This window comes from Brevibacillus borstelensis (genome assembly GCF_037834415.1).
GTDB classification, from domain to species: domain Bacteria; phylum Bacillota; class Bacilli; order Brevibacillales; family Brevibacillaceae; genus Brevibacillus; species Brevibacillus borstelensis_A.
Genome location: NZ_JAUMSJ010000019.1, coordinates 84,133 through 90,245 on the forward strand (window position 1 = coordinate 84,133; position 6,113 = coordinate 90,245).

Consider the following 6,113-nt stretch of genomic DNA (forward strand, 5'->3'; position numbering starts at 1 on the left):
TTGGTTGTAAGCTTAATATGTCTGTTGACCCCTTCTTTCATTCATTCTGTCACTTTGATTTTCACTGGCAATTTATAGCGTTATAGCTGGAGCAGATATCTCGCAATTTGCTCTGTCGAATCAGGTTTGCCCAAAGAAGCCATCCGCTGGAGCATTTCTTTTCTGTCTTCCGGAGAGTCTCGAAGCTGGCGTACTATCTTGCCGATTTCATCGGCATGGCGCGCATGAAATGCTGCTTTGTTGCCCAGTAAAAAGGTCAAATTCCGCTGTTCTTGTCCTGGAAGAGGGCGAAACAAGACCAGCGGGGTTTTCACTGCGAGGGCCTCGGCAATGCTGATTCCGCCCGGCTTGGTAATAAACACATCGGCAGCCGACATCCACTTCCATATCTCATGCTCATACCCTCTTACGATGACAGTATGAACAGGCGAACATAAAGATGTCAGCCTGTCCAGTTTCTCCTGAAGCTCGTGATTTTTTCCTGTAACCGCGATGACTTGAAGCGGCTCTTCTTCGCGCAGCAAGACGCGAATGACCTCTTCCATTGACCCATATCCTCCCTCACCGCCGCTTATCAGCACAGTAAACAGCCGGGGGTCCAGGCCCAGCTGTTCTTTCCAGTAAACCTTGTCCTGGAGGGCGGACGAATAAAAGGTCCGGCGAATCGGAATGCCGTACTCCAGCACCTCTGCTCGCTCCAGCCTTCGATCCGCTCGTATCGCATCGGTCAATTGTTCATGGGCAACGACGTAAGCGTCCGTTTCCGGATGCATCCAAAAACGATGGACACAAAAATCGGTAGGAACGCCAATAAGCCGGAATTTTTTGGGCCCCTTCCGCTTTGCCTCAGCAAGCGCAGAAAAACAGTATGCATGCGTGGCGACGACAATATCAGGCCTTTCCCTGTCAATCAATTCGCGGATGATTCTCTTGGACAGCCAGACTGCAAGCGGTTTTTTTAGCAAGGCCGCCCACTTTTTGTCGTTGTCATGCATTTTTTGCCATAAACCGGGATTGTAGCGCAGCATTTGCAGATAAAAAAAACGGGAGATTTCCCGCAAAGCCGGACTTGCTGTCTTAAGGCCGGACACTACCTTAATATAAGCTGTGGGCCGCATCTCGTTCAAAGCTTCGGCAAGTGCTTCCGCGGCCATACGGTGACCGCTTCCCGCCCATTCTTCGGTAACGAGCAAAATTCGTCTTCCGGTCATACCGTATCACCTGCGGGTTCCGGTTGCTGCACGAGATACCTTCGCAACAGCTCTTCTTTGGACATGTACACCCGCTTAAGCGGCTCATCCTGATTCCAGGTTTTCATCCTTCTTTTTCCGTCCGGATGAATGAACCGGACCATCAGTTTCAGGTACCAGCGTTTGTATCGGAAAAACCAGCTCATCGGCACATCGGAAATGGAAAAACCGAGCGGCGTCACCCCTTTGCTCAGGGTGGTAGTCCCGACAATTCCCTTGATTTCGTCCCGCTCTTCCATTGCGTTGAGATAGCTGGCCAATTGCGGCAGGGAGCGCATGATTTGCTGCCTGAGCAGCAAGGAAACCCGCAGATCGTCTTTTACACCGCTGCAAAGCGTCGCAAAATAGTAATTGTGTATGTGCAGCTTTAAAATCAAATCGCCTTTTGAAATCACTCGATGATCTGAAGTCACGAGCGGCTCGCCATGGTACCGCATACGGACAATGCGAAAAATATTGTTCCCCTTTTCAATATATTGCAGCCTGGTACAGCGTTGGTATAGCTCGTCCCAAATCCCCCACAAGATCAAGATACCCGTGTTCATCCTCAAATCGGTTCCTTTCTTGCTGTGTATTCCACTACTCGTAGTATGCCCGATCCTGCTTGAAGAAAACACGAGGATGTTGCTGAAGACAGAGTTGTTCAGCCAGCCGTTCTCCGGAAGCGTCCGAATGCGACAATTCCGACTGCAACAAAAAACGGAACCCACGCATGATTGAAAATCAACGGATTGAGAAGTTTCCAGATGTAAGGGTCCTCCAGGCACATCTCTGCCGCCGTATACGCCAGCAATCCGCCGCCTAAAAGCGACAGACTGGGAAACCTGTTGATCAAACGAGCGACCAGCGAGCTCCCCCACATCAACAGGGGTATGCTCATACCCAGTCCGATCATGATTAAGAGCAGATCTCCGTCAGCAGCGCCTCCCACCGCCAACACATTATCCAGACTCATGACAAAGTCAGCCAGGATAATCGTCTTGACTGCCTGCCCTACACTCCCGCTATAAGACACCTCTGTCGTTTCCTCCTGATCGCCAAACGTTAGCTTCCAGGCGATCCACAACAGCAGGATTCCTCCCATCGCTTTTACCAAGGGGATGTCCAGCATCCAGGTCGTCAAGCCCGTTAGCAGAACACGAAGCAATATGGCTCCTATTGTACCAATGTAAATCGCTCTTTTTCGCTCTAGTGCGGGCAACCCCCGGCAAGCCATACCGATAACGACTGCATTGTCACCACTGAGAACCAGATCGATGAGAAAAATTTGCAGCAAGCCAATCCAAAATTGCCCCTCCATCGCTTTTCTCCTTACTCACTTCTATTTGTCCTTCCTCCGATTGCGCTCCTTTTTACGGTTGTCCTTCTTAACTCTATGCACACAGAATTACCCTCATGAACTCTTTTGTTATTCGAAAAAAGACGAGAATACTCGGATTTTGTTGAACGAAAATTCCATAAAAAAACAATTTTCAACGCAATCTAGGAGATATATACCTTGTTTTTCGGGAGATCCTTCCGTACGATATGAAAGGGGTGGGATAAGCTATGGTGGAAACAGTCTCTCTGAACCTTCAAAATGTTTCTCAAAAAATTCTGGATATGGGGCCAACCATTACTACGCTGTGGTTGCAGGAGATCGTTTTGAGCATGGAAACCCCGCTGACGATTCCTCGCGATTTTGCCGAGAAGCGTACCGTGCTGTTAGCCCGCTATCTGGTAGAAAATGTCGAAGAGGATATGCAAACATGGTGTATGGAAATGGGAGAATGGCTGCGCTCTCAGGAGTACCCGTTTTCGTCCATCTTACGCACCTATCAGCTGTACCGAAATGTTTTTTGGCGTGTCATCAAGCCTGAGCTGCTCAATTGGTCGTTGAAAACTGAACATTTGATTTACCTGGAAACACAGCTAGGGAAGGCCATGGATGAAAGCATCTTTTGGGCTGTGTACCATTTTGAACAACTGATTAATAGAGAACTCGTAAAAAAGGAAGAAACCATCTCCTTCTTGCATAACGACAAATTGACCATGCTGGGTAAGATTGCTGCGAATATGGCGCACGAGCTACGAAACCCCTTGTGTGCAATCGAAGGGTTTCTAAAGCTGATCGCCGAATCGACTCGCGATCAGGACAAGCTCCAGTCCTATATCCAGGTAGTTATGCATGAATTTGAAAACCTCCATCGGCAAATAACCGGCTTTTTGAGCTTTTCCAAGAAACCTATCCTGGATGAAATCTTCAAGACGGTTAATATGGAGCATTTGCTTTACGAGGTAGAGCTCCTGATCACTCCGCGGCTCCTGGCTGAAAATATCGGGTTTGAAAAGCAAATCAAGCCTTGTTTGCTGAATTGCTACGAGGAAGGATTAAAGCAGGTCCTTGTCAATCTTTTGACCAATGCCATAGACGCTGTGCAAGGAAGACCGGAAAAGATGATACGGGTGCGATCCACCTGTCAGAACGGCATGGTACAGCTGTCGGTCGAAAACAACGGGGAAATGATTCCGCCAGACATTCTGGAAAGCTTGTTTCAGCCCTTCTTTACCACGAAACAAAATGGGACCGGAATTGGCCTTTCCATCTGCAAAAATATCATCGAGAAACACACTGGAACGATCTCCTGTGAATCAACGCGAGAGTTCACTCGATTTGTCGTGACTCTGCCCTTGGCCTAAAAAGCTTCATTCGGGTTTAACTCGAATGAAGCCTTTTTCATACTAAACTGCTTGCTGACCAGTCCCTTAGGTCAACTGTGAGTTCTTTAGGAACAACTTCCGTCAATTGCCTGCCCGGACAAAAAAATGCCCTCTGAAATCAGAGGGCGAGGCAAGAGATCCGTTTACCTTTCGAGTAAGCGATCTAGACCTTACTCTACACGAAAACATATGTTTCTACTACCCAGAACTTTATGACATTTTTCGACAATCCCTGTTTAGCTTTGTGGATCTTATCGCAACTTGTCGAGAAACGCTAAAAGCAGGACTAAAGGCTTACTTACGGTAGAATGGGGGCGGGGTATGTGAGCGGCCTTAAACATTCACATGAATCGCAGGAATGTGGCATTTGTTCACAAGGCGAGAGGACACAAACACAAAAGCAGGCCACCGTTTGACAGGTGCCTGCTTTTTCATCTAGATGGAGCGGGTGATGGGAATCGAACCCACGCGACCAGCTTGGAAGGCTGGGGTTCTACCATTGAACTACACCCGCATGACAGCGATGGTACCGAGGACCGGGCTCGAACCGGTACGGGAGATACTCCCGACAGATTTTAAGTCTGTTGCGTCTGCCAATTCCGCCACCCCGGCAAAACATGGTCGGGAAGACAGGATTCGAACCTGCGACCCCTTGGTCCCAAGCCAAGTACTCTACCAAGCTGAGCTACTTCCCGATTGATTATTGTGTTATCGTCTCAAAAGCAAAAGATGACGCATCGGTTACATTTGAGAAAAATAAAGCGTGCCCTGAGAGATTCGAACTCCCGACCTTTTGATTCGTAGTCAAACGCTCTATCCAGCTGAGCTAAGGGCACATGATGTATATGGAGCGGACGACGGGGCTCGCTTCCACTGGCAATACCTCGTCGAACATTTCCGCTTTGCGCAGCTAGATCTGAAGTGCCCGAGCAATTCTTCGAGAATAACCACGAGGGTAAACCCGGCACGGGTGAGAGACCTGCAAACGCATCATGGAGCGGACGACGGGGCTCGAACCCGCGACCTTCGCCTTGGCAAGGCGACGCTCTACCAATTGAGCTACGTCCGCATTTTTGTAATGGTGCGGTCGAGAGGACTTGAACCTCCACGGTGTTGCCACCACTAGAACCTGAATCTAGCGCGTCTGCCAATTCCGCCACGACCGCATATTCATTTTAAAAACTGGTGAGCCATGAAGGACTCGAACCTTCGACCCTCTGATTAAAAGTCAGATGCTCTACCAACTGAGCTAATGGCTCCCACTAAAATGGTGGGGAGAGACGGATTCGAACCGCCGAACCCATAGGGAGCAGATTTACAGTCTGCCGCGTTTAGCCTCTTCGCTATCTCCCCAAAAAATGGTGCCGGCGATAGGACTTGAACCCACAACCCCCTGATTACAAGTCAGGTGCTCTACCAATTGAGCTACACCGGCATTTCACTATTCACTTCTTGAAAAATGGCGGAGCTGACGGGGCTCGCTTCCACTGGCGACTCGACCTCGAAAAGCTTCCTGAGAGCCAGATCTGAAGCACCCGAGCACTCCTCCCTGTTCACGCTACAAGGGTGAACCCGTTTACGGGTGAGAGGCCCGTTTCTTCTTGAATAAACTGGCGGAGCTGACGGGACTCGAACCCGCGACCTCCGGTGTGACAGACCGGCGTGAACTCCAACTTCACCACAGCTCCATATTTGGTTGCACCCAAGGGCACTCCGCTCCTACTTAAACTGAGAGTACATCGAGGTAGTTCAAGTAGAAAAATTGGTTGCGGGAGCAGGATTTGAACCTGCGACCTTCGGGTTATGAGCCCGACGAGCTGCCAGACTGCTCCATCCCGCGACGATTATGGTGGAGGCTGACGGGATCGCTTCCACTTGCGACACTGCGTCGATTATTCTCCGCAAGCGAGCAAGATCTGAAGTGCCCGAGCAATACTCCTTTGAACTTCTTCGAGGGTGAACCGGAACGGTGAGATCCCGTAACCGATACCTGCGAAAGAAGCATATGGTGGAGGCTGACGGGATCGAACCGCCGACCCTCTGCTTGTAAGGCAGATGCTCTCCCAGCTGAGCTAAGCCTCCGTCATCCCCACAAAGTGACGGGTATGCTTCGCAGCATATTCCGAGTACTTTGCGGGGCCCCAACAACTAGTTGGGTTTTTA

The 6,113-nt window shown here is 49.7% G+C and carries 4 protein-coding genes and 12 tRNA genes; 1 reads left to right on the forward strand and 15 read right to left on the reverse strand.

The window, feature by feature from the left end; translation table 11 throughout:
* Positions 1-80 precede the first annotated feature (80 nt).
* The 3 genes from Q3F21_RS16205 to Q3F21_RS16215 all read right to left on the reverse strand — a co-directional run bounded on the left by Q3F21_RS16205 (position 81) and on the right by Q3F21_RS16215 (position 2,550).
* Positions 81-1,211: an MGDG synthase family glycosyltransferase gene (locus tag Q3F21_RS16205; RefSeq protein WP_340255015.1), complete on the reverse strand. Its 1,131-nt coding sequence runs from the start codon at positions 1,209-1,211 to the stop codon at positions 81-83.
* The gene (locus Q3F21_RS16210; protein WP_340255018.1) at positions 1,208-1,795 is read right to left on the reverse strand and encodes a YkoP family protein; all 588 of its coding nucleotides are present in this window, start codon (positions 1,793-1,795) and stop codon (positions 1,208-1,210) included. The genes Q3F21_RS16205 and Q3F21_RS16210 overlap by 4 nt, the downstream gene beginning before the upstream one ends.
* A 98-nt stretch (positions 1,796-1,893) precedes the next feature.
* Complete coding sequence (locus Q3F21_RS16215) at positions 1,894-2,550, reverse strand: TerC family protein (protein ID WP_340255021.1); 657 nt, start codon at positions 2,548-2,550, stop codon at positions 1,894-1,896.
* 248 nt (positions 2,551-2,798) lie between these two features.
* Between Q3F21_RS16215 and Q3F21_RS16220 the strand changes: the two genes are divergently transcribed.
* The gene (locus tag Q3F21_RS16220) at positions 2,799-3,929 is read left to right on the forward strand and encodes a sensor histidine kinase (protein ID WP_340255024.1); all 1,131 of its coding nucleotides are present in this window, start codon (positions 2,799-2,801) and stop codon (positions 3,927-3,929) included.
* 461 nt (positions 3,930-4,390) lie between these two features.
* On the opposite strand, the gene Q3F21_RS16225 is transcribed toward Q3F21_RS16220, so the two are convergent.
* The 12 genes from Q3F21_RS16225 to Q3F21_RS16280 form a co-directional block, all read right to left on the reverse strand.
* A tRNA-Gly gene (locus Q3F21_RS16225) sits at positions 4,391-4,464 on the reverse strand.
* A 10-nt stretch (positions 4,465-4,474) separates the two neighbouring features.
* Positions 4,475-4,562: transfer RNA gene (locus Q3F21_RS16230), tRNA-Leu, on the reverse strand.
* Between the two features lie 6 nt (positions 4,563-4,568).
* Positions 4,569-4,645, reverse strand: a tRNA-Pro gene (locus Q3F21_RS16235).
* Between the two features lie 67 nt (positions 4,646-4,712).
* Positions 4,713-4,786, reverse strand: a tRNA-Arg gene (locus Q3F21_RS16240).
* A 157-nt stretch (positions 4,787-4,943) separates the two neighbouring features.
* Positions 4,944-5,019 (reverse strand) — tRNA-Gly (locus Q3F21_RS16245).
* Positions 5,020-5,029: 10 nt separating this feature from the next.
* Positions 5,030-5,116 (reverse strand) — tRNA-Leu (locus Q3F21_RS16250).
* A 17-nt stretch (positions 5,117-5,133) separates the two neighbouring features.
* A tRNA-Lys gene (locus Q3F21_RS16255) sits at positions 5,134-5,209 on the reverse strand.
* A 9-nt stretch (positions 5,210-5,218) separates the two neighbouring features.
* Positions 5,219-5,303: transfer RNA gene (locus tag Q3F21_RS16260), tRNA-Tyr, on the reverse strand.
* A 6-nt stretch (positions 5,304-5,309) separates the two neighbouring features.
* Positions 5,310-5,385 (reverse strand) — tRNA-Thr (locus Q3F21_RS16265).
* Positions 5,386-5,561: 176 nt separating this feature from the next.
* Positions 5,562-5,638: transfer RNA gene (locus Q3F21_RS16270), tRNA-Asp, on the reverse strand.
* 75 nt (positions 5,639-5,713) lie between these two features.
* Positions 5,714-5,790 (reverse strand) — tRNA-Met (locus Q3F21_RS16275).
* Positions 5,791-5,956: 166 nt separating this feature from the next.
* A tRNA-Val gene (locus tag Q3F21_RS16280) sits at positions 5,957-6,032 on the reverse strand.
* Between the last annotated feature and the right edge of the window lie 81 nt (positions 6,033-6,113).